The 21,292-nt window shown below is 63.3% G+C and carries 17 protein-coding genes; 7 read left to right on the plus strand and 10 right to left on the minus strand.

Annotated elements, in window-relative coordinates; all coding sequences use genetic code 11:
• Window positions 1–30: 30 nt before the first annotated feature.
• Both GWQ44_RS25345 and GWQ44_RS25350 read right to left on the minus strand, forming a co-directional pair.
• A complete protein-coding gene (locus tag GWQ44_RS25345; protein WP_047306004.1) occupies window positions 31–1,614 on the minus strand; it encodes a PAS domain-containing methyl-accepting chemotaxis protein in 1,584 nt (527 codons plus the stop codon).
• 157 nt (window positions 1,615–1,771) lie between these two features.
• Window positions 1,772–2,017 carry a hypothetical protein gene (locus GWQ44_RS25350; protein ID WP_275928519.1) on the minus strand — a complete coding sequence of 82 codons (246 nt, stop codon included), beginning with the start codon at window positions 2,015–2,017 and terminating at the stop codon, window positions 1,772–1,774.
• Between the two features lie 224 nt (window positions 2,018–2,241).
• Here GWQ44_RS25350 and GWQ44_RS25355 point away from each other — a divergent pair, with 224 nt between their 5' ends.
• The 7 genes from GWQ44_RS25355 to GWQ44_RS25385 all read left to right on the plus strand — a co-directional run bounded on the left by GWQ44_RS25355 (window position 2,242) and on the right by GWQ44_RS25385 (window position 12,115).
• Window positions 2,242–3,399, plus strand: coding sequence for an efflux RND transporter periplasmic adaptor subunit (locus GWQ44_RS25355; RefSeq protein ID WP_047306005.1), 1,158 nt, complete (start codon window positions 2,242–2,244; stop codon window positions 3,397–3,399).
• On the plus strand, window positions 3,396–6,491 hold the full coding sequence (locus GWQ44_RS25360) for a multidrug efflux RND transporter permease subunit (protein ID WP_275928520.1): 3,096 nt from the start codon (window positions 3,396–3,398) through the stop codon (window positions 6,489–6,491). Before GWQ44_RS25355 ends, GWQ44_RS25360 begins: the two co-directional genes overlap by 4 nt.
• 8 nt (window positions 6,492–6,499) lie before the next feature.
• The gene (locus GWQ44_RS25365; protein ID WP_016963265.1) at window positions 6,500–7,177 is read left to right on the plus strand and encodes a heavy metal response regulator transcription factor; all 678 of its coding nucleotides are present in this window, start codon (window positions 6,500–6,502) and stop codon (window positions 7,175–7,177) included.
• Complete coding sequence (locus GWQ44_RS25370) at window positions 7,167–8,531, plus strand: heavy metal sensor histidine kinase (protein ID WP_275928521.1); 1,365 nt, start codon at window positions 7,167–7,169, stop codon at window positions 8,529–8,531. The genes GWQ44_RS25365 and GWQ44_RS25370 overlap by 11 nt, the downstream gene beginning before the upstream one ends.
• Before the next feature lie 179 nt (window positions 8,532–8,710).
• Window positions 8,711–8,935 carry a hypothetical protein gene (locus GWQ44_RS25375; RefSeq protein WP_016963263.1) on the plus strand — a complete coding sequence of 75 codons (225 nt, stop codon included), beginning with the start codon at window positions 8,711–8,713 and terminating at the stop codon, window positions 8,933–8,935.
• Between the two features lie 190 nt (window positions 8,936–9,125).
• Window positions 9,126–10,448, plus strand: coding sequence for an OprD family porin (locus GWQ44_RS25380; protein WP_275928522.1), 1,323 nt, complete (start codon window positions 9,126–9,128; stop codon window positions 10,446–10,448).
• Window positions 10,449–10,591: 143 nt separating this feature from the next.
• Complete coding sequence (locus tag GWQ44_RS25385) at window positions 10,592–12,115, plus strand: diguanylate cyclase (protein WP_275928523.1); 1,524 nt, start codon at window positions 10,592–10,594, stop codon at window positions 12,113–12,115.
• Window positions 12,116–12,182: 67 nt separating this feature from the next.
• Here the strand turns inward: GWQ44_RS25385 and lpxC are convergent, their stop codons facing one another.
• The 8 genes from lpxC to ftsW form a co-directional block, all read right to left on the minus strand.
• Window positions 12,183–13,094 (minus strand): UDP-3-O-acyl-N-acetylglucosamine deacetylase, encoded by a 912-nt coding sequence (lpxC, locus tag GWQ44_RS25390; RefSeq protein ID WP_011063304.1) that lies wholly within the window; start codon window positions 13,092–13,094, stop codon window positions 12,183–12,185.
• Window positions 13,095–13,206: 112 nt separating this feature from the next.
• On the minus strand, window positions 13,207–14,400 hold the full coding sequence (ftsZ, locus tag GWQ44_RS25395) for a cell division protein FtsZ (protein ID WP_011063305.1): 1,194 nt from the start codon (window positions 14,398–14,400) through the stop codon (window positions 13,207–13,209).
• Between the two features lie 72 nt (window positions 14,401–14,472).
• Entirely contained in the window at window positions 14,473–15,732 is a 1,260-nt protein-coding gene (gene ftsA, locus GWQ44_RS25400) for a cell division protein FtsA (protein WP_011063306.1), read from the minus strand.
• A gap of 14 nt (window positions 15,733–15,746) precedes the next feature.
• Complete coding sequence (locus GWQ44_RS25405; RefSeq protein ID WP_275928524.1) at window positions 15,747–16,613, minus strand: cell division protein FtsQ/DivIB; 867 nt, start codon at window positions 16,611–16,613, stop codon at window positions 15,747–15,749.
• Window positions 16,614–16,617: 4 nt separating this feature from the next.
• The gene (locus GWQ44_RS25410; RefSeq protein ID WP_275928525.1) at window positions 16,618–17,574 is read right to left on the minus strand and encodes a D-alanine--D-alanine ligase; all 957 of its coding nucleotides are present in this window, start codon (window positions 17,572–17,574) and stop codon (window positions 16,618–16,620) included.
• Window positions 17,571–19,028 carry a UDP-N-acetylmuramate--L-alanine ligase gene (gene murC / locus GWQ44_RS25415; protein WP_016966665.1) on the minus strand — a complete coding sequence of 486 codons (1,458 nt, stop codon included), beginning with the start codon at window positions 19,026–19,028 and terminating at the stop codon, window positions 17,571–17,573. Before murC ends, GWQ44_RS25410 begins: the two co-directional genes overlap by 4 nt.
• The gene (gene murG, locus GWQ44_RS25420; protein WP_016966664.1) at window positions 19,021–20,091 is read right to left on the minus strand and encodes an undecaprenyldiphospho-muramoylpentapeptide beta-N-acetylglucosaminyltransferase; all 1,071 of its coding nucleotides are present in this window, start codon (window positions 20,089–20,091) and stop codon (window positions 19,021–19,023) included. Before murG ends, murC begins: the two co-directional genes overlap by 8 nt.
• Window positions 20,081–21,292 (minus strand): putative lipid II flippase FtsW, encoded by a 1,212-nt coding sequence (gene ftsW / locus GWQ44_RS25425; protein ID WP_173655959.1) that lies wholly within the window; start codon window positions 21,290–21,292, stop codon window positions 20,081–20,083. The genes murG and ftsW overlap by 11 nt, the downstream gene beginning before the upstream one ends.

Raw genomic sequence — 21,292 nt, forward strand, 5'->3', positions numbered from 1 at the left:
CGCCGGCTGGCGGGCGATCCGCGCAGCGGCCTAGCCACGCTTATGCCAGAACTCCTGGGCCAGCTGGCGCAGATCACCCGCCAGCCCGGCCACGTCGCCTGAATTGACGTGGCTGAGCTGGCCGGCATTGACCGTGACCTCGCAGGCATGGCGGATGCCCATGATGTTGCGGTTGATGTCCTCGCTGACCGCGCTCTGCTCTTCCACCGCCGCGGCAATCTGCAGGCTCATCTCGGTGATCTGGTTGACCCGCTGGCTGATCCCGTCCAGGGCCACCGCCGCGCGCTGGGCCTGGTCGACGCTGCTTTCCACATGCGCACTGCTGTGCTGCATGGCCTCCACCGCATGGCGCGCGGCGTTTTGCAGGGTGCTGATCATGCGCTGGATCTCGTTGGTGGAATCCTGGGTCCGCTGGGCCAGGCCACGCACCTCATCGGCCACCACGGCAAAACCGCGCCCCTGCTCGCCGGCCCGCGCCGCCTCGATGGCCGCATTCAGGGCCAGCAGGTTGGTCTGTTCGGCAATGCTGCGAATCACCTCCAGCACCCCGGAAATATCCGTGCTGTGGCCCTCCAGCTGATGGATGACCTCGGTGGCCCGCTCCAGCTCGCTGGCCAGGCGCAGCACCGCGCTGCGGCTTTCGCCCACCAGTTGATGACCTTCGCGGGTTTCGCTTTCCGCCTGATCGGCCGCCACCGATGCCTGTTGGGCATGGGTGGCAACCTCGGCCACGCTGGCGGCCATCTGATGAATGGCGGCGGCCACCTGATCGGTTTCCGCCTGCTGCTCCAGGGTGCTGTTATGACTGCTGTGCAGATGCTCCACCAGCTCCGCGGCATGCCCGGCCAGGCGCTGGGAGGCGTCACCAATGCGCCCCACCACGGCTCCGACCTGGGCTTCGAGCATCTGCAAGGCGAACTCGATACGGCCGAACTCGTCCGCACGACCGGTGTAGATGCCCTGGCTCAGTGGGTTGTCGCCGATCTGCCGGGCGCGCTCGGCGAGGCGATCCAGCGGACGCATTTGCACACCGACCGCCACCAGGCTCAGGCACCAGCCCATGGCCATCACCGCGCCCTGGAGCATCCAGGACTCGGGCAGCAGCCACGCTGAAACCCCGAAGCAGCCGATAAAACCGGCGCTGATGGCGGCCCACAGGCGCAAGCGCAGGCTCACCACCGGCAGCAGGCTCCAGCCTGAACGCCCGCCCTCCCTGAGCCGGGCATAGGCCCGCTCCGCGGCGTCGATCTGTTGCGCGCTGGGCTTGGTGCGCACCGATTGGTACTCCACCGCCTGACCGTCGCGGGTCACCGGCGTGACGTAGGCGCTGACCCAGTAGTGGTCGCCGTTTTTGCAGCGGTTCTTGACCATGCCCATCCACGAGCGGCCGCTCTTGAGGGTGCGCCACATATGGCCGAACGCCGCGGAGGGCATGTCTGGATGACGCAGCAGGTTGTGCGGCGAACCCAGCAGTTCCTCGCGGGTGTAGCCGCTGATCTTGATGAAATCAGGATTGGCGTAGGTGATCGCGCTGGTCAGATCGGTGGTCGAAAGGATGTTCGCATCAGGGGCAAAGTCCACGTTTCGCCCAGTAACCGGCAGGTTGATCTTCATGGCAAGCGCGCTCGTAATTGTTAGGAGGAGTCGGCAGGGCTGCTGACTCTAAGCGCACTGATGCCACAAATACTGATCCAGCTCAGGTTTAAAGCAATTAGCCATCATTGCGCTTAAAAAGCGCAAATCAAGGCAATGTCTGCGATTGTCGGCGATATCAACGTTTGCCCATGGAGCGACGGGTGCCGGGCGGCGCGGCGCCAGGGGTCTTGGTGTGACCGTTGCTGGCGCCGTTCTTGTACCAGGGCTGCTGGGCATTCTTGGCCGTGGCGAACTCGGACGGCTTGAACGGAAACTTGAACGCCGGAATCGCCGCTTTGGCCTCGGATTCAGGAGTGGCCGGGGCGGCCGCGGGATCGACGTTCAGGCCGTCATCCGCTGCGGGTTGTGCAGGGGCAGTCATGGAAGCTCCAGGGGAGAAAGATAATCCGCGCCAGGGGACAGGCTGCGGTGGCCGGCAGTATACCTGTGCGCCCGCGATCTTTGACCTGGGGCGCGGCGCCCGGGCCGTACTTTTCTGACAGCGCTGACAGCTGGCGGTCACGGTGCTGACCGGGTTGCCGGACTATAACTGTCAACAGATCATGGCCATCCTTCCGACACTATTGCCCCCGGCGCTCGACCTCTATGCCCATTGCCAAGAAAACCGTCGTGTCCGCCGCGCTGCTGGTGGCTCTCATCGCTGGCGCGGCCTGGTTCCTCAACAAGCCGGCGACCGCCAGACTGGCCGCGCCCACGGCGATTCCGGTGCGAGTGGTGCAGGTGGTCCAGCAGGATGTGCCGCGCTACGTCAGCGGCATCGGTACGGTGCTTTCGCTGCACAGCGTGATCATCCGTCCCCAGGTGGATGGCATCCTCACTCGCTTGCTGGTCAAGGAGGGCCAACTGGTCAAGGCCGGGGACCTGCTGGCCACCCTCGATGACCGCTCGATCCGCGCCAACCTGGACCAGGCCAAGGCCCAACTGGCGCAGAACCAGGCCCAGTTGCAGGTGGCGCAGATCAACCTCAAGCGCTACAAGCTGCTGTCGGTGGATGACGGCGTCTCGAAACAGACCTACGACCAGCAAGCGGCCCTGGTCAATCAGCTCAACGCCACGGCCCAGGGCAATCAGGCCGCCATCGATGCCGCGCAGGTCCAACTGTCCTACACCCAGATCCGCTCGCCCGTCACTGGCCGGGTGGGTATTCGCACCGTGGACGAAGGCAACTTCCTGCGCATGAGCGACGCCCAAGGCCTGTTCTCGGTGACCCAGATCGACCCCATCGCCGTCGAGTTCTCCCTGCCCCAGCAGATGCTGCCCACCCTGCAGCAACTGGTTCGCGCCCAGGACCCGGCAGCGGTCCAGGCTTACCTGGGCACCGACAGCAACAAGGCCGACGCCCTGCTGGGCAATGGCCATCTGAGCCTGATCGACAACCAGATCGATACCGGCACCGGCACCCTGCGCGCCAAGGCGGAGTTCGCCAACCCCCAGCAAAAGCTCTGGCCCGGTCAACTGGTGACCGTGAAGATCCAGACCGCGCTGGACCAGGGCGCGCTGACCGTGCCGCCCACGGTGGTCCAGCGCGGCCTGGATCAGCACTTCGTGTTCCGGGTCAAGGGCCAGCAGGTGGAACGCGTGCCGGTGCAGTTGCTGTACCAGGACAGCGAGCTGAACATCATTGCCGGGGTCCAGGCCGGGGACATATTGGTCAGTGACGGCCAGTCGCGGCTCAAGCCCGGCTCCCAGGTCCAGGTGCTGGATGCCCCGCCGCCTGCGCCTGCCCAGGAGCCCAAGCCATGAAGGGGCGCGGCTCCCTGTCCGCCTGGTGCGTCGACCATCCGGTCGCCACCGTGCTCTTGACCCTGGCCCTGGTGTTGCTGGGGGTGATCGCCTTTCCACGCCTGCCGGTGGCGCCGCTGCCGGAAGCCGAGTTCCCCACCATCCAGGTCTCCGCCTCCCTGCCCGGGGCCAGCCCGGACACCATGGCGTCCTCGGTGGCCACGCCCCTGGAAGTGCAGTTCAGCGCCATCCCCGGCATGACCCAGATGACCTCCAGCAGCGCCCTGGGCTCGACCCTGCTGACCCTGCAGTTCACCCTGAACAAGAGCATCGACACCGCCGCCCAGGAAGTGCAGGCGGCGATCAACACCGCCGCCGGCAAACTGCCCAAGGACATGCCCACCCTGCCTACCTGGAGGAAGGTCAACCCGGCCGACAGCCCGGTGCTGATCCTCAGCATCAGTTCGACGCAGATGCCCGGCACCGAGCTCAGCGACTACGCGGAAACCCTGCTGGCCCGGCAGATCAGCCAGATCGACGGCGTCGGCCAGATCAACATCACCGGCCAGCAACGCCCGGCGATCCGGATCCAGGCCGCGGCGGACAAACTGGCGGCCATCGGCCTGACCCTGGCCGACATCCGCCTGGCGATCCAGCAAACCAGCCTCAACCTGGCCAAGGGCGCGCTGTACGGCGAGTCGAGCATCTCCACCCTGTCCACCAACGACCAGCTGTTTCATCCCGAGGAATACGCTCAGCTGATCGTTTCCTACAAGAACGGCGCACCGGTGCACCTGCAGGACGTGGCCCGGGTGGTCAATGGCCCGGAAGACGCCTACGTCCAGGCCTGGTCCGGCGATCAGCCGGGGGTCAACCTGGTGATCTCGCGTCAGCCGGGGGCCAATATCGTCGACACCGTGGACCGTATCCAGGCCGCCCTGCCGGGGCTTGAGGCCATGCTGCCGGCGTCGGTGCAGGTCATGGTGCTGGTGGACCGCACCCAGACCATCCGCGCCTCGCTGCACGAGGTGGAGATCACCCTGCTGATCGCGGTGCTGCTGGTGGTGGCGGTGATGGCGCTGTTCCTGCGCCAGTGGTCGGCGACCCTGATCGTCTCCGCGGTACTCGGCGTATCGCTGACCGCCAGCTTCGCCCTGATGTACCTGATGGGCTTCAGCCTGAACAACCTGACCCTGGTGGCCATCGTCATCGCCGTGGGTTTTGTGGTCGACGACGCCATCGTCGTGGTGGAAAACATCCACCGCCACCTGGAAGCCGGCGACGGCATGCGCGAGGCGGCGATCAAGGGCGCCGGCGAGATCGGCTTCACCGTGGTGTCCATCAGCTTCTCCCTGGTGGCGGCGTTCATTCCCCTGCTGTTCATGGGCGGCGTGGTCGGTCGGCTGTTCAAGGAGTTCGCCCTGACCGCCACGTCCACCATCCTGATTTCGGTGCTGGTCTCGCTGACGCTAGCGCCCACCCTGGCCGCCCTGTTCATGCGCGCCCCGGTGCACCCGGTCCACGCCAAACCGGGCTTCGGCGAGCGCCTGCTGGCGTTTTATGAACGCGCCCTGCGCCGGGCCCTGGCCCACCAGAAACTGATGCTGGGCATTTTCGGCCTGACCCTGAGCATGGCGATTGCCGGCTACATCCTGATTCCCAAGGGCTTCTTCCCGGTGCAGGACACCGGCTTCGTGCTCGGCACCACCGAAGCCGCCGCCGACATTTCCTACCCGGACATGGTGAAAAAACACCAGGCCCTGGCCGAGATCGTCGCCGCCGATCCGGCGGTGCAAGCCTTCTCCCACTCGGTGGGCGTCTCTGGCAGCAACCAGACCATTGCCAACGGCCGCTTCTGGATTTCCCTCAAGGACCGTGGCGACCGGGATGTCTCGGCCAGCGCCTTCATCGACCGCATCCGCCCGCAACTGATGCAGGTGCCCGGTATCGTCCTCTACCTGCGAGCCGGGCAGGACATCAACCTCAGTTCCGGCCCCAGCCGCGCCCAGTACCAGTACGTGCTGAAAAGCAACGACGGCCCGACCCTGACCACCTGGACCCAGCGCCTGACCGAAAAACTGCGCAGCAACCCGGCGTTCCGCGACGTCTCCAACGACCTGCAACTGGGCGGCAGCATCACCCATATCAATATCGATCGGACCGCCGCCGCGCGCTTCGGCCTCACCGCCAGCGATGTCGACCAAGCGCTGTACGACGCCTTCGGCCAGCGCCAGATCAACGAGTTCCAGACCGAGATCAACCAGTACAACGTGATCCTCGAACTCGACACCCAGCAACGGGGCAAGGCCGAGAGCCTCAACTACTTCTACCTGCGTTCGCCGTTGACCGGGGACATGGTCCCGCTGTCGGCCCTGGCGCGTTTCGATGCGCCCAGCATCGGCCCGCTGTCGATCGCTCACGACGGCATGTTCCCGGCCGCCAACCTGTCGTTCAACCTGGCCCCCGGCGTGGCCCTGGGGGACGCGGTGATCCTGCTGCAACAGGCCAAGAACGAGATCGGTATGCCAGCGGCCATCAGCGGCAATTTCCAGGGCGCGGCCCAGGCCTTCCAGAGCTCCCTGGCCAGCCAGCCGTACCTGATCCTCGCCGCGCTGGTGGCCGTGTACATCATTCTCGGGGTGCTGTACGAAAGCTTCGTGCATCCGCTGACGATCATTTCCACCCTGCCTTCGGCGGGGCTCGGCGCCCTGCTGATGCTCTGGCTCTGTGGCCAGGACTTTTCCATCATGGCGCTGATCGGCCTGGTGCTGCTGATCGGCATCGTCAAGAAGAACGGCATCCTGATGATCGACTTCGCCCTGGAAGCCCAGCGCAACGGCGGCCTGCCTCCCGAAGAGGCCATCTACCAGGCCTGTATCACCCGCTTCCGGCCGATCATCATGACCACCCTGGCCGCCTTGCTCGGCGCCCTGCCGCTGATGCTCGGCTACGGCACCGGTGCCGAACTGCGCCAGCCCCTGGGTATCGCCGTGGTCGGCGGTTTGCTGGTGAGTCAGGCGCTGACGCTGTTCACCACGCCAGTCATATACTTGTGGCTCGAGCGGCTGTTCCACCGGCCCCGGCCGGCCCTTTCGCCGGCCACCAACACCTGAGGCGGGTCATGCGCGTTCTGATTATCGAAGACGAAGAAAAAACTGCGGACTATCTGCATCGCGGATTGACCGAACAGGGCTACACCGTCGACCTGGCCCGGGATGGCATCGAGGGGCTGCACCTGGCGCTGGAAAGCGACTACGCGGTGATCGTGCTGGATGTCATGCTCCCCGGCCTGGACGGCTTTGGCGTGCTGCGGGCCCTGCGCGCGCGCAAGCAGACCCCGGTGATCATGCTCACCGCCCGCGAACGCGTCGAGGACCGGATTCGCGGCCTGCGCGATGGCGCCGACGATTACCTGGGCAAGCCCTTCTCCTTCCTTGAACTGGTGGCCCGCCTGCAGGCCCTGACCCGCCGCAGCGGTGGTCACGAGCCGGTACAGATCAGCATCGCCGACCTGTGGATCGACCTCATCAGCCGCAAGGCCAGTCGCGCCGGCACCCGCCTGGACCTGACAGCCAAGGAGTTTTCCCTGCTCAGCGTACTGGCCCGGCGCCAGGGCGAGATCCTGTCCAAGACCTCGATTGCCGAGATGGTCTGGGACATCAATTTCGACAGCGACGCAAATGTCGTCGAAGTGGCGATCAAGCGCCTGCGGGCCAAGCTCGACGGGCCGTTCGAGCACAAGCTGCTGCACACCATCCGCGGCATGGGCTATGTGCTGGAGAACCGCAGTGGCGAGTAACTCCATCGCCCTGCGCCTGAGCGGGCTGTTCACCCTGGTGGCCCTGCTGATCTTCCTGCTGATTGGCGGCGCCCTTTATCAACAGGTGGACAAGGGCCTGGGGCTGCTGCCGGAAGCCGAGCTGGATGCGCGCTACAGCGTGCTGGAGTCGGCCCTGAACCGCTACGGCAATCCGGAACACTGGGCCAAGATCAATGCCAAGCTCAAGCTGCTCAGCGAGGAAGACAAACGCATCCGCTTCTGGGCGGTGAGCGGCGACCCCGGTTATGAGTACGGCAACCCGGACCCGCAGATCCGCGCTTTCGCCGCAGGACCGCTGGGCATGCGCGACCTGAACCTGAGCGACCACCCCTATCCGTTGAAGGTGCTGGTCAGCCAGTTGCCGGCCAAGGAACAACGCCCGGCCCTGCGCTTTCTGATCGCCATCGAGACCGACACCTTTCACCAGACCCAGCACCAGTTGCTGATGGCGCTGATCGGCCTGGCCATTGTCGGCGTCGTGCTGGCCTCGGCCCTGGGTTACTGGGTGGCGCGGATCGGCCTCAAGCCGCTGATCAAGCTGTCCCAGGAGGCCCAGCGCCTGGCACCGCCACGGCTGTCCGGGCGCCTGCAGCTCTCGCCCCTGCCGCCGGAGCTGAGCCAGTTCGTCAACTCCTTCAACTCCACCCTGGAACGGGTCGAGCATGCCTACTCGCGCCTGGAATCGTTCAACGCCGACGTGGCCCATGAACTGCGCTCGCCGCTGACCAACCTGATCGGCCAGACCCAGGTGGCCCTGACCCGGGGCCGCTCGGCGGAGCATTACTTCGAGGTGCTGCAATCCAACCTGGAAGAACTGGAACGCTTGCGCTCGATCGTCAACGACATGCTGTTCCTGGCCAGTGCCGACCAGGGCAGCAAGGCCACCAAGCTCACCAGCACCTCCCTGGCGGCGGAAGTGGCCACCACCCTGGACTACCTGGATTTCATCCTCGAAGACGCCCAGGTCCGGGTCGAGGTCCAGGGCGATGCCCAGGTGCAGATCGAGATTGCCCACCTGCGCCGGGCCCTGATCAACCTGTTGAGCAATGCCGTGCAGCACACGGCGGCGGGAGAAGTGATCCGGGTGCGGATCGAGGTGCAGGACCATCAGGCGACGATCGCCGTGAGCAATCCGGGGCAGAGCATTGCCAGTGAACAGCTGCCCAGGCTGTTCGAACGCTTCTACCGGGTCGACGCCTCGCGCAGCAACAGCGGCGCCAACCATGGCCTGGGGCTGGCCATCGTCAAGGCCATCGCCCTGATGCACGGTGGCGACGTTTTCGTCAGCAGCGACCGCGGCGTCAATACCTTTGGACTTTACCTGCCTCTCTGACTCGCGGATTCTCGGACGCTCGGATTCTGTAGGCGCTGGCCAGCCAGTGCCCACAAGTTCGCGCCGACTGTTGTTTTTTTGGTAACAGTCCTTATCCTGTTCGGCTCTTTTTCCTGGCACCCACTGGATATATTTTTGTCGCACCGAATTGAACTTGCTCTGCAAGAAGGTCTTCAGAAATGTCCAACAGTATGGGTATCGCCAGCGCTTTTGTTTTGTCTTCCCTGTTCGTGGCACCGATGGCCATGGCCGAGGAATCCCAGGGATTCGTGGCCAGAAATGCCGCACGCGCCGCCGCCTTCGAACAAGCACAGATCGCCCAGGCCACCCAGCAGCAAAACAGTCAGCAAGCCCAGAAAGTCACGGCCGAGCAAAGCAAGAGCGACGCTCGAAAAGACAGCTGATCCGCGATACCGACTCGTTTCCCTCGACAACTTCTCTGCTTTCAACCCCGGAGTAAGTTGTCTTAAAGCCGCTGACTTCAGCGGCTTTTTTTTGCCATGCAAGAACCCGCGCCCCAGGCGTCGGGCCCAGAGCAAGCAACTCGCGAATTCACAATAAAAAACCAAGTTCATCCACCAAAGGAGCTACACGTTGTTCAGGATCACGCTGAGAATCAGCCCACTATTCATTGCAATCGCTGCAACTATTCCCACCTTGGGCCAGGCTGCCGAAGAGAGCGACAAACAGGGCTTTGTCGCCGGCTCCAGCCTCAAGCTCAACGCCCGCAACTACTACATGAACCGCAACCGGCAGCAGCAGGCGGATGACAACATCGAGTGGGGCCAGGGCTTCCTCGGGGTCTTCGAGTCCGGCTATACCCAGGGCACCGTGGGTTTCGGCCTGGATGCCAATGCCATGCTCGGCATCAAGCTCGATGGCGGTGGCGGCACCGACAGTTCGAGCATCCTGCCCATCAGCGATGGCAACGGAAAAGCGCCCGGAGCCTTCTCCAGCGCTGGGGCCACCCTGAAGATGCGAGCCTTCGACACCGAGCTCAAGGCCGGCGACCTGTTCCTCAACAACCCGGTGATCGCCGGGGGCATGAGCCGCATGCTGCCGCAGACGTTCCGCGGCGTCAGCCTGACCAACCGCAGCTTCGACGGCTGGATGTTCGAAGGCGGCCAGGCCAGCTTCACCAAACCCTACAACCAGAGCGGTCGCCAGCGCATCGGCAGTTCCTACGGGAGTCTGCGCGATGGCGACGAGAGCCGGCACCTGAACTGGGCCGGGGTGGCCTGGAGCGGCGTTCCGGGGCTGACCAGCAGTCTCTACGCCTCCGAACTCAAGGACATCTGGAACCAGTACTACTACGACCTGGACTACACCTACGCGGTCAATGATCTGGTCAGCCTCAACCCTGGCCTGCACTTCTATCACACCCAGGACACCGGTCAGGCCCTGCTGGGCAACATCGACAACAACACCTACAGCCTGCACTTCACCGTCGGCGTGGGCAGTCACAGCGTCACTGCGGCCTACCAGCGGGTCAACGGCAACACGCCGTTCGACTACATCGCTCAAGGCGACAGCATCTACCTGGACAACTCCCAGCAATACTCGGACTTCAACGGCCCCAACGAGCGCTCGTGGAAGCTCAAGTACGCCTATGATTTCGCCGGCCTCGGCCTGCCCGGCCTGACCTCGTCGCTGTCCTATTCCCGCGGCGAACTGGACCTGACCAAGGTCGATCCGGACAGCCGTGGCTACGCCTCCTGGTACAGCGCCGACGGCAAGAACGCCAAGCACTGGGAACGCGACCTGGACCTCAAGTACGTGGTCCAGGGCGGCACCGCCAAGGACCTCGCCGTGCGCCTGCAATGGGCGACCAACCGTGGCGGCAACGGTTACGGCGCGCTGGATAACGACACCGATGAATACCGCGTGATCGTCGACTACCCGATCAACGTCTTCTAAGGCGCGTCAGGCAAAAAGGCCGGCATGTTTTGCTGGCCTTTTTTGCATTCGGGATTTATACAGGCGCGACGGCGTGACCGATTTCTGTAGCCCACGTCCACACTAGCCTGACACCTGTCGACGACGTAGCAGAAATCAAAATCATGAACGTGAGCAGTGCGCCCCCTCGCACAGGGAAAATCGCGTCAAACACGGAACGCCTGGTGGTCCTGGCCAGCTCGCTGATCGTCGTGGCCATTCTCAGCATCGTCACCTATCTGTTGATCCGCGAACGCGCGGCCGCCGAGCAGGCAGCGACCCGTGCCGCGAACAACATCGTGCAACTGATCGATGCCGATGTCTTGCGCAACGTCGAACTCTACGACCTGTCCCTCAAGGGCCTGATCAGCGCCACGCAACGCAACGACCTGCAGCAGGTTTCGGCGCCCATTCGTCACCTGGCATTGTTCGACCGGGCCACCGCCGCGCCCTACAAGGGCGACATCCTGCTGTTGGACAAGCAGGGCGACGTGCTGGCCGACTCGGCATCGGTAGTGCCACGCCAAGGCAACTTCGCCGATCGCGAGTATTTTCGCGCGCATATCGACAACCCGGACCCGGGAATGATGATCAGCCCGCCATTCCGCGCCCGTAACGCCGACCACGACTGGCGGATCAGCTTCAGCCGTCGCCTCAGCGATGAACAGGGCCAGTTCATCGGGGTTGCCGAAGCGGCCATGCGCCTGAGCTATTTCAACGAGCTGTTCAAGAATCTGGATATCGGGCGCAACGGCTCGATCAACCTGGTGAGTCGCGACGGGGTTCTGCTGGCCCAGCAGCCACCTCTGGCGGACGATCTGATTGGCAAGAACTTCAGCAATCGTCCCAACTTCCTGCGCATCCTGCGCGAAGGCAATGGCAGCTTCAGCGGCGTCTCCAGCGTTGATCAGATGCACCGGCTGTACACCTTCTCCCAGGTGGGCGATCTGCCGCTGATCGTGATTGTCGCGCTGTCCATCGACGAGGTCTTCGCGGCCTGGCAACGCACTGCGCTGCTGATCAGCGGCGCCACCGGGGTACTGTGCATCGCTCTGTTCTGGCTGACCTGGCAACTGTGTCGCGAACTGCGGCGCCGGCAGAACGCCGAGCTGGAGCTGGCGCGACTGGCCGCTGTCGATGCCCTCACCGGCCTGGCCAATCGCCGTACTCTGGACCAGGTGCTGAGCAACGAATGGGCACGGGCCCGACGCACCCATCTGCCGTTGTCGCTATTGATGATCGATGTCGATCACTTCAAATCCTTCAACGACCGCTTCGGCCATCCGCTGGGGGATCAGGCCCTGCGTGCGGTGGCGCAGTGCATCGACGCTTGCGCCGGGCGGCCGTCGGACCTGGCAGCGCGCTATGGCGGCGAGGAGTTTGCGGTCATCCTGCCAGGGACCGACAGTGCCGGCGCCGCCGTCCTGGCGGAGAAGATCCGCGCCAGCATCGCCGCCTTGCCGGCCATCAGCGCACAGGCCACGTCCCTGACCGTGAGCATCGGCATCAACACCTGGTCGGGCCAACCCGATGTCGCTCTGGAACAATGGGTGAGCGACGCCGACAAGGCCCTGTACCAGGCCAAGTACAGCGGTCGCAATCGGGTGGTTTCCAACATGTCCTACAGCGGCTACCCGCGCAGCGCCTGAAACCTGGGGCATAAAAAAAGGCCATCCGGGGGGATGGCCTTCAAAAACAAAAGGAAAGAGAGAGTACTTACACGGCCGCGACCGGACGCATGTAAGAGATCGGTGCAGTACTGGCGTCTTCGAAGGTCACGACTTCCCAGGCATCTTTCTGCTCAATCAACTTGCGCAGTAGCTGGTTGTTCAGTGCGTGGCCCGACTTGAAGCCTTTGAACTCGCCTATCAGGCTATTGCCCAGCAGGTAGAGGTCACCAATTGCATCCAGGATCTTGTGCTTGACGAATTCGTCTTCGTAGCGAAGACCGTCTTCGTTCAGCACGCCATCCGAATCGACCACAATGGCGTTTTCCACGCTGCCGCCGAGTGCGAGGTTGTGCTTGCGCAGGTACTCGATGTCACTCATGAAACCAAAGGTACGGGCGCGGCTGACTTCTTTTACAAACGAAGTGCTGGAGAAGTCCACGCTTGCACTCTGGGTGCGGTCACGGAAAACCGGGTGATCGAAATCGATCTCGAAGCTCACTTTAAAACCATCGAAAGGCACGAAAGTGGCGCGCTTGTCGCCGTCTTCCACGGTCACTTCACGAAGGATGCGGATGAACTTTTTAGCTGCGTCCTGTTCTTCGAGGCCAGCAGATTGAATCAGGAATACGAAGGGTCCGGCACTGCCATCCATGATCGGGACTTCGGACGCGGAGAGCTCGACGTAGGCGTTATCGATGCCCAGGCCAGCCATGGCCGAGAGCAAGTGCTCCACCGTGTCCACTTTGACGTCACCGTTGACCAGAGTGGTCGACATCGTGGTTTCGCCAACATTTTCCGCGCGAGCAGGAATCTGCACCACAGGGTCCAGGTCGGCACGACAAAACACAATGCCGGTGTCGACAGGCGCAGGCTTGAGGGTCAGGTATACCTTCTCCCCGGAATGCAGGCCTACACCTGTGGCACGGATAATATTCTTCAGGGTGCGTTGTTTAATCATGGCTTGGGCCGCTTCAGCGCAAATTGCGAACTGGTATCAACAAAGGCTGGCGATAATAGCAGACCATGCCTTTGCTGAACACCAATCACCCTAATACCCCTGATACATTCCATCAATCGGCCTGACGACGCAGGAATGCCGGGATGTCCAGGTAATCCAGATCATCTTGCGGATTCAGCTTCGCCGCGGTCGCCGCGTTCGACTGCGCCTGATTGCGCATGACGGTCGGACGGTCCAGGTCGCGGTAGTTCACCGACGGCAGTTCCTGACGAGCAGGGGCTGGCGCTTGCGACTGTGCGGACATGGAAGTCTGAACGGTGTTGTCGATGACCTTTACCGGCTTCTCGATTTTCGCGCCCAGGCCGGTGGCCACTACGGTTACATGCAGCTCGTCACGCATGTCCGGATCGATAACGGTACCGACCTTGACCATGGCGTGTTCGGAAGCGAAGGCTTCGATGATGCTACCCACGTCGGAGTACTCACCCAGGGACAGGTCAGGACCGGCGGTGATGTTAACCAGAATGCCGCGTGCACCTTCCAGGTTCACGTCTTCCAGCAGCGGGTTGCGGATCGCCGCTTCAGTGGCTTCACGTGCACGGTTCGGACCGCTGGCGCAGCCAGTGCCCATCATCGCCATGCCCATTTCGCTCATCACGGTGCGTACGTCGGCAAAGTCGACGTTGATCATGCCCGGACGCTTGATGATGTCGGAGATACCGCGAACGGCACCGGCCAACACGTCGTCAGCCTTGGCGAAAGCCGACAGCAGGCTGGCGTCCTTGCCGAGGATGGTCAGCAGCTTCTCGTTGGGGATGGTGATCAACGAGTCGACGCTTTCGCTCAGCGCGCGGATGCCCTCATCGGCGATCTGCATGCGCTTGCGGCCTTCGAACGGGAACGGACGGGTCACCACCGCAACGGTGAGGATGCCCATTTCCTTGGCCACTTCAGCGATGATCGGCGCCGCACCGGTACCGGTACCACCGCCCATGCCGGTGGTGATGAACACCATGTTGGTGCCCGCCAGTACTTCGGCGATGCGCTCGCGGTCTTCCAGAGCGGCTTGACGGCCGACTTCCGGATTGGCGCCAGCACCCAAACCCTTGGTCACGCCGGTGCCCAGTTGCAGGATGGTCCGCGCGCCGATGTTTTTCAGTGCTTGAGCATCAGTGTTGGCGCAGATGAACTCGACGCCTTCGATGTTGCTCTTGACCATGTGATTGACCGCGTTGCCGCCGCCACCGCCAACACCGATAACCTTGATTACCGGACTCTGCGGGATGTTGTCTACGAGTTCGAACATTTTCCCTCTCCTTTCATTTCTCTAGTTTTTCGCCTACTGCCTACTGCTTTGAAACGGTGTTGCGGTAAATCTTTAGAAGTTGCCCTGGACCCAGCTCTTGATGCGGTCCAGCAACGCGGCCTTGGGCTCGTCGCTGCTGTAGCTGTCGCGGCTGCCGATGCCGGAGAACGAGATGCCGTCGGACTGCTTTTGCAGCCCGTACAGCAGCAGGCCGACGCCGGTGGAATAGATCGGGTTGCGCACCACGTCGGACAGGCCCTTGACACTGTGGGGCACGCCCAGGCGAACCGGCATGTGGAAAATTTCCTCGGCCAGTTCCACCGCGCCTTCCATCTTCGACGTGCCACCGGTGAGCACGATGCCCGCCGGGATCAGGTCTTCGTAGCCGCTGCGACGCAGCTCGGCCTGGATCAGGGTGAACAGTTCGTCGTAACGCGGTTCGACCACCTCGGCCAAGGCCTGGCGCGACAGCTCGCGTGGTGGGCGGTCGCCAACGCTTGGCACCTTGATGGTTTCGCCGGCACCGGCCAGCTTGGCCAGGGCGCAGGCGTAACGGATCTTGATCTCTTCGGCGTACTGGGTCGGCGTGCGCAAGGCCATGGCGATGTCGTTGGTCACCTGGTCGCCGGCAATCGGGATCACCGCGGTGTGACGGATCGCGCCTTCGGTGAAGATCGCCATGTCGGTGGTGCCGCCGCCGATGTCCACCAGGCACACGCCCAGCTCTTTCTCGTCGTCGGTGAGTACCGAGTAGGCCGAGGCCAGTTGCTCGAGGATGATGTCGTCGATTTCCAGGCCGCAGCGACGCACGCACTTCTCGATGTTCTGCGCGGCATTCACCGCGCAGGTCACCACGTGCACCTTGGCTTCCAGGCGCACGCCGGACATGCCCAAGGGCTCACGCACGCCTTCCTGGTTATCGATCACGTAATCCTGCGGCAGGGTGTGCAGGACCCGCTGGTCAGCCGGGATCGCCACGGCCTGGGCCGCATCCAGTACCCGCTCCAGGTCCGCCGAGCTGACTTCACGGTCGCGGATCGCCACGATGCCGTGGGAGTTCAGGCTGCGGATGTGATTGCCCGCCACGCCGACGAACGCCGAGTGGATACGGCAGCCCGCCATCAGTTGCGCCTCTTCCACCGCGCGCTGGATCGACTGCACGGTGGACTCGATATTCACCACCACGCCCTTCTTCAGGCCGCGGGAAGGATGGGTGCCGATGCCGACGATTTCCAGCGAGCCATCGGCCGCGACTTCGCCCACCAGCGCCACCACCTTGGAGGTGCCGATATCCAGGCCGACGATCATTTTGCCGCTTTGCACATTTGCCATGGTCCTGCCTCTTCTTAATTCTTCGCGACGGCAGGTTGCGCCGTCGTGGGTGCCGCCGGATCGCGCCAGCCCACGGCCAGGCCGTTGGCGTAGCGCAGATCGATGCGCGCGATGTTCGTGATCTGTTCTTTCAGCGTTTTTTCATAAATGGCAATGAAGCGGCGCATCTTCTCCACCAGATGATCGCGACCCAGGAGCAACTCGATACCGGGACCGGCACTGCCGGCGCCGGTGGTCAGGAACCAACTGCCGCGCTCGCGCAGCTCCAGACGGGCGATCGAAAAGCCCAGCGGCCGCAGCATCTGGCTCAACACCTGATACTGCTGCATCACTTGCTGCTGGGCCCGCTGTGGCCCGAACAACTGCGGCAAGTGTTCGTAGTTCGCCAGCTCACGTGGAGTGAAGGCCTGGCCCTGGTTGTTCAACAGCGCCTCGTCGCCCCAACGGGCTACCGGCAGTTGCTCTTCCAGGCGAATCACCACTTGGTCCGGCCACACCCGACGTACTTCGGCGTGGGCGATCCAGGGCATCTGTTCCAGCTCGGTGCGCATGCTCGCCAGGTCGATGGTGAAGAAGCTCGCCGCGGCATAGGGCGCGATCCGCTGCTGCACCGCCTGCTGGCTGATGTAGCTCAAGTCCCCCTGCACCGCGATCTTGGTGATCGGCCGGTCGGCGTATGGCAGCAAACGCTGGGCACCTTCATAGGTGCCAAACCCCAGCGCCACCAGCAGCACCGGCCAGAACAGGCTTTTCAGAAAGCCAAAGTTGGCTTTCGGCAGGCGCACCGACATCGGCTCTTTGGCCACCATCCGGCTGGCACCCCGCGGCACCGGCTTGCGGCCGGGTGCGGGTTGCTGATGACGAAGCGACGCGCCTTGCATGGACTTAACCTCTCGCCTCAAGACTGGCCGCCAGGATGGCCAGGACCAACTGCTGGAAATCCAGACCGGCCGCACGGGCGGCCATCGGCACCAGACTGTGGTCGGTCATCCCGGGAGCGGTGTTCACTTCCAGGAACCAGAACTGCCCCTGGGCATCCTGCATCACATCGGCACGCGCCCAACCGGCGATACCGAGTGCCTCACAGGCTTTCGCCGTGAGGTCCATCAGTTCCTGTTCCTTGGTGCTATCGAGGCCGCACGGAATCCGGTACTGGGTATCGGAAGCCAGGTACTTGGCGTCGTAGTCGTAAAACGTGTGGGGAGTGCCCAGGGCGATCGGTGGCAGCACCTGGCCACGCAGGGTTGCGATGGTGAACTCCGGACCCTGGATCCATTGTTCGACCAACACTTGCGAATCGTAGGTACTGGCCGCCTTCCATGCGTCGATCAACTCGGGCGCGGAAGTCACCTTAGCCATACCGATACTGGAGCCTTCATGAGCCGGTTTGACGATCAAAGGCAGGCCCAGTTCCGCCACTGCGGAAATACAGTCGGCTTCCGAACTCAGCACCGCATGGCGTGGCGTCGGAATACCCAGGCTGTGCCAGACCTGCTTGGTGCGCAGCTTGTCCATGGCCAGGGCCGAAGCCAGGATGCCACTGCCGGTATAAGGAATGCCCAGGCACTCCAGCAGACCTTGCATGCTGCCGTCTTCACCGCCACGGCCGTGAAGGATGATGAAGGCACGATCGATCTTCTCGCTCAGGAGACGCTGCAGCAGGTCATCACCGACGTCGATACCGAAAGCGTTCACGCCTGCGCTCTGCAAGGCTTCAAGCACAGCCTTGCCGGATTTCAGCGAAACCTCGCGCTCGGCACTCTTGCCGCCATACAGCACGGCTACGCGGCCGAAATCGCTCGGTTTCACGGTGGAGAACAACTTGCTGTAGGCAGCCGTCATTTCGACACTCCCTTGCCAGCGGCCACAGCCCCGGCGAACAGCGGGCTGTTGAGCAGTTTTGGCGCCAGACCGCCGATATCACCGGCGCCTTGGCACAGCAGAATGTCGCCGGCACGCAGCAGTGGCTTGACGATGGGCGCCAGGTCCACACCACGTTCGATATAGATCGGGTCCAACTGGCCACGCTGACGGATGCTGTGGCACAGCTGGCGGCTGTCGGCGCCGGGGATCGGTTCTTCACCGGCCGGGTAGACCTCCATCAACAGCAAGACGTTGGCATCGGCCAGCACCTGCACGAAATCGTCGTACAGATCGCGGGTACGGCTGAAGCGGTGCGGCTGGTAGACCATCACCAGACGGCGCTCCGGCCAACCACCACGCACGGCCTTGATCACCGCGGCAACCTCGGTCGGGTGGTGACCGTAGTCGTCCACCAACATGACATTGCCGCCATCCACCGGCAGTTCGCCGTAGACCTGGAAGCGCCGGCCCACGCCCTGGAAGCCCGACAGGCCCTGGACAATGGCTTCGTCGCTGATGCCTTCGTCGGTGGCGATGCAGATGGTCGCCAGGGAATTGAGCACGTTGTGGTTGCCCGGCATGTTCACCGAGACGTCCAGCGGCTCGCGGTCGCGACGCAGCACGGTGAAAAAGGTCTGCATGCCTTGCTGGCGAACATTGATCGCTCGCACGTCGGCTTCTTCGCTGAAGCCGTAGGTCACGGTTGGACGCTTGACCTGCGGCAGGATATCGCGCACCACCGGATCGTCCAGGCACATCACCGCCAAACCGTAGAACGGCAGGTTGTGCAGGAAGTCGACGAAGGTTTTCTTCAGTTTGTTGAAGTCGCCGTCGTAGGTCGCCATATGGTCGGCGTCGATGTTGGTGACCACGGCCACCAGCGGCTGCAGATGCAGGAAGCTGGCATCGCTTTCGTCGGCTTCGGCAATCAGGTAGCGGCTGGTGCCCAACTGTGCATTGGTGCCCGCGGCATTGAGCCGGCCACCGATGACGAAGGTCGGGTCCAGACCGCCGGCGGCGAACACCGAAGCCAGCAGGCTGGTGGTGGTGGTTTTGCCGTGGGTGCCGGCCACGGCAACGCCGTGACGGTAGCGCATCAGCTCAGCGAGCATTTCCGCCCGCGGCACCACTGGAATACGGCGTTCCAGAGCAGTGGCGACTTCCGGGTTGGAGGTGTTCACGGCGCTGGAAACCACCAGCACATCGGCGTTGGCGGCGTTCTCGGCACGGTGACCGATGAAAATCTGTGCGCCAAAGGATTCCAGGCGCTCGGTGACCGGCGACGCCTTGAGATCGGAACCCGAGACCTGATAACCCAGGTTGAGCAGCACTTCGGCGATCCCGCACATGCCCACGCCACCGATGCCGACGAAGTGGATACGGCGGATGCGGCGCATTTCCGGCTGCGGCATGGCTTTCTGGTTCTCAACCATGGGCCACCTCCAGGCAGATATTCACCACATCCAGGGTGGCATCGGGTTTGGCCAGGCGGCGTGCGGCCTGGGCCATCTTGTCGAGTCGTTCTGGTTGCATCAAAACCTCTGTCAGGCGAGCGGCAAGGTCCGCTGCACCAGTCGTTCTTTGCGGCATCAGGAAAGCGGCGCCTTCACGAGCCAAATATTCGGCGTTGCGGGTCTGGTGATCGTCGATCGCATGGGGCAGCGGCACCAGCATCGAGGGCAGACCGGCGGCAGCCAGTTCGCTGACGGTCAGCGCGCCTGCGCGACAGACCACCAGGTCGGCCCAGCCATAGGCTTGGGCCATGTCTTTGATAAAGGGCTGCACTTGCGCGTCGACGCCGGCGGCGCGATAGCGCTCTGCAGTGACTTCATCGTGGTTTTTCCCGGCCTGGTGGAACACCTCCGGGCGCAGCTCGGGGGCGACCTGTGCCAGGGCTTCCGGCAGCAACTTGTTCAACGGCTCTGCCCCCAGGCTTCCGCCCAGGATCAGCAAACGCGCCTTGCGTCCGGCCAGGGCCTCGCGCGGTGTTTCGAGGAACAGTTCGGTGCGTACCGGATTGCCCGTGGTGCGGCGGCTGCCGGAGGCCCCGAAGGTGTCCGGGAAAGCTTCGCAGACTCGCGCGGCCAACGGCACCAGCAGCCGATTGGCGGTACCGGCAACCGCGTTCTGTTCGTGAACGATGACCGGCACTCCGGACAACTTGGCGGCAACTCCGCCAGGGCCGGTCACATAACCACCAAAACCCAGCACGCAGACCGGATTGAGCTGACGAATGATCCGCCGCGCCTGAAGCACCGCCTTGATCAGGACAAACGGCGCCTTGAGCAGGGACAGCTTGCCCTTGCCCCGCAAGCCGGTGACGTTGATCAGGTGCAGCGGCAGGCCCGCAGCCGGAACCAGCTCGTTCTCGATTCCCCGCGGGGTGCCCAGCCAGTGCACGCTGTAGCCACGGGCCTGGAACTCGCGGGCACAAGCCAGCGCCGGGAACACGTGGCCACCGGTGCCGCCGGCCATGATCAGCACGTTAGCGCCCATGGAGCGGCTCCTCGGCAAAGTCACTTTCACTGAACTCCATCTCTTCGCTGCCCAGGTGAGTCCTGCTCTCCCACTCGATGCGCAGCAACAAGCCGAGACAGGCGCAGCAGATCACCAACGAACTGCCGCCATAACTGAGAAACGGCAGGGTCAGACCCTTGGTCGGCAACAGGCCGACGTTCACGCCGATATTGATCAGGAACTGGCCGATCCACAGGAACGACAGGCCATAGGCCACGTAAGCGGCAAAAAACTGCTTGGCCTTCTCGGCCCACAGACCGATGTACATACCGCGAATACAGACGAATACGAACAGCGCCACCGTGCACAGGGAACCCACGGCGCCCAGCTCTTCGGCCAGGACCGAGAACACGAAGTCGGTGTGGGCTTCCGGCAGGTAGAACTGTTTCTGCACACTGTTGCCCAGGCCGACACCCAGCCACTCACCGCGACCAAAAGCGATCAGCGCCTGGGACAATTGATAACCGGCACCGAACTGGTCGGCCCAAGGGTCGGCAAAGTTGGTCAGACGCGCCATCCGATAGGGCTGCATCTGAATCAGCAGGACCACCGCCGCCACAGCCAGGACCACCATCAGGGAAAAACGGAACAGTCCGACACCGCCCAGGAACAGCATGGCCGCAGCGGCTCCCATCATGACCACAGTGGCGCCGAAGTCCGGCTCCATCAGCAACAGCCCGGCCATCGGCAACAGCACGATGAACGGCTTGAAGAAGCCCATCCAGCTCTCACGCACTTCCTTCTGCCGTCGCACCAGATAGCCGGCGAGGTAGATCACCACAAAGACCTTGGCGATTTCCGAAGGCTGGACGTTGAAGAAGCTGAAGCCGATCCAGCGCATCGAACCGTTCACTTCGCGACCGATCCCCGGGATGATCACCATCACCAGCAGGCCGAACGCGCCGATCAGCATCATCCAGCCCAGGCGCTGCCAGGTAGCGATTGGAATCATCATGGTGACGATGCAGGCACCCAGCCCCAGCACGATGTAGATCAGGTGGCGAATCATGTAGTACAGGGCACTGCCCGACTGCGCCGCCGCCACTTCGGTGGAGGCCGAGGCAATCATCACCAGCCCCAGGCCCAGCAGGGTCAGGCAGCCGGCGAGCATCGGAAAGTCGAGGTCGATGCCACGCCCGGTAATCAGCGGAGACGGATAGGGCTTGATGATGTTTCTCAG

This window comes from Pseudomonas sp. 3MA1 (genome assembly GCF_029237275.1).
Taxonomy (GTDB): Bacteria; Pseudomonadota; Gammaproteobacteria; order Pseudomonadales; family Pseudomonadaceae; genus Aquipseudomonas; species Aquipseudomonas fluorescens_AP.

Coding starts and splice junctions, on each gene's coding strand:
- GWQ44_RS25345 (WP_047306004.1), bottom strand. CDS start 1,614: ATGAAGATCAACCTGCCGGTTACTGGGCGAAACGTGGACTTTGCCCCT.
- GWQ44_RS25350 (WP_275928519.1), bottom strand. CDS start 2,017: ATGACTGCCCCTGCACAACCCGCAGCGGATGACGGCCTGAACGTCGAT.
- GWQ44_RS25355 (WP_047306005.1), top strand. CDS start 2,242: ATGCCCATTGCCAAGAAAACCGTCGTGTCCGCCGCGCTGCTGGTGGCT.
- GWQ44_RS25360 (WP_275928520.1), top strand. CDS start 3,396: ATGAAGGGGCGCGGCTCCCTGTCCGCCTGGTGCGTCGACCATCCGGTC.
- GWQ44_RS25365 (WP_016963265.1), top strand. CDS start 6,500: ATGCGCGTTCTGATTATCGAAGACGAAGAAAAAACTGCGGACTATCTG.
- GWQ44_RS25375 (WP_016963263.1), top strand. CDS start 8,711: ATGTCCAACAGTATGGGTATCGCCAGCGCTTTTGTTTTGTCTTCCCTG.
- GWQ44_RS25385 (WP_275928523.1), top strand. CDS start 10,592: ATGAACGTGAGCAGTGCGCCCCCTCGCACAGGGAAAATCGCGTCAAAC.
- lpxC (WP_011063304.1), bottom strand. CDS start 13,094: ATGATTAAACAACGCACCCTGAAGAATATTATCCGTGCCACAGGTGTA.
- ftsZ (WP_011063305.1), bottom strand. CDS start 14,400: ATGTTCGAACTCGTAGACAACATCCCGCAGAGTCCGGTAATCAAGGTT.
- ftsA (WP_011063306.1), bottom strand. CDS start 15,732: ATGGCAAATGTGCAAAGCGGCAAAATGATCGTCGGCCTGGATATCGGC.
- GWQ44_RS25405 (WP_275928524.1), bottom strand. CDS start 16,613: ATGCAAGGCGCGTCGCTTCGTCATCAGCAACCCGCACCCGGCCGCAAG.
- GWQ44_RS25410 (WP_275928525.1), bottom strand. CDS start 17,574: ATGACGGCTGCCTACAGCAAGTTGTTCTCCACCGTGAAACCGAGCGAT.
- murC (WP_016966665.1), bottom strand. CDS start 19,028: ATGGTTGAGAACCAGAAAGCCATGCCGCAGCCGGAAATGCGCCGCATC.
- murG (WP_016966664.1), bottom strand. CDS start 20,091: ATGGGCGCTAACGTGCTGATCATGGCCGGCGGCACCGGTGGCCACGTG.